General features: G+C 73.8%; 1 pseudogene. It reads left to right on the top strand.

Annotated features, from left to right (window positions below):
- Positions 1–238: 238 nt before the first annotated feature.
- A pseudogene (locus FV222_RS28145) lies at positions 239–752 on the top strand (primosomal protein N'); the annotation flags it as partial.

Genomic DNA, 752 nt, shown 5'->3' with positions numbered 1-752 from the left:
CTCTACGGCACCGTCGGGCTCGGGCTTGCGGGCGCGGCGGCGACGCTGGCCTCCGGCCCGCTGTTTTCGGCCTTCCACGGCCGGGCCTTCTGGGCGATGGCTGGGCTCAGCCTCGCGGCCGTGCCGCTCGCCCTGCGCTTGCGCGCCGAGCCCGCGCGCACGACCTCTGCGTGATGGTACGTTTTATGGTACAAAACCGGAACATGCAGCCATTCTCCGAAACCGACGCCCCACGCCCATGCCGCACGTCGCCGAGATCCTGATCCCCCTCGCGATCGACACCGCCTACAGCTACGCGGTGCCGGCGCACCTGACGCTTTCCGTCGGCGACGTGGTGCAGGTGCCACTGGGCCCGCGTGAGACGGTCGGCGTGGTCTGGGGCGTGGCTGAGACGGCCGGCGGCTCGAACCTGCGCCCGGTCACCGGGCCGCTCGGCGTGGCGCCGCTCTCCGAGCCGGTGCGCAAGCTGGTGGACTGGATCGCGCGTTACACCCTCGCGCCGAAGGGCTCTGCGCTGGCCATGGTGCTGCGCCTGCCCGACGAGGCCGCGGCGGCGGAGGTCGTGCGCGTCGGGGTCCGCACCACCGGCAAGGCGCCGGCCCGCCCGACCAAGGCGCGGGACAAGGTGCTGGCGGTCGCCGCCGACGGCGAGGTCCGGGGCAAGGGCGCGCTGGCGAAAGCGGCCGAGGTCTCGCTTTCGGTGGTCGACGGGCTCGTCGACGACGGCGCACTGGAGGCGGTGGCGCTCGCGC

This window comes from Methylobacterium sp. WL103, from assembly GCF_008039885.1.
Classification (GTDB): Bacteria; Pseudomonadota; Alphaproteobacteria; order Rhizobiales; family Beijerinckiaceae; genus Methylobacterium; species Methylobacterium cerastii.
Note: the sequence above shows the minus strand (reverse complement) of the source record. Positions and strands in the feature narration are given on the sequence as shown.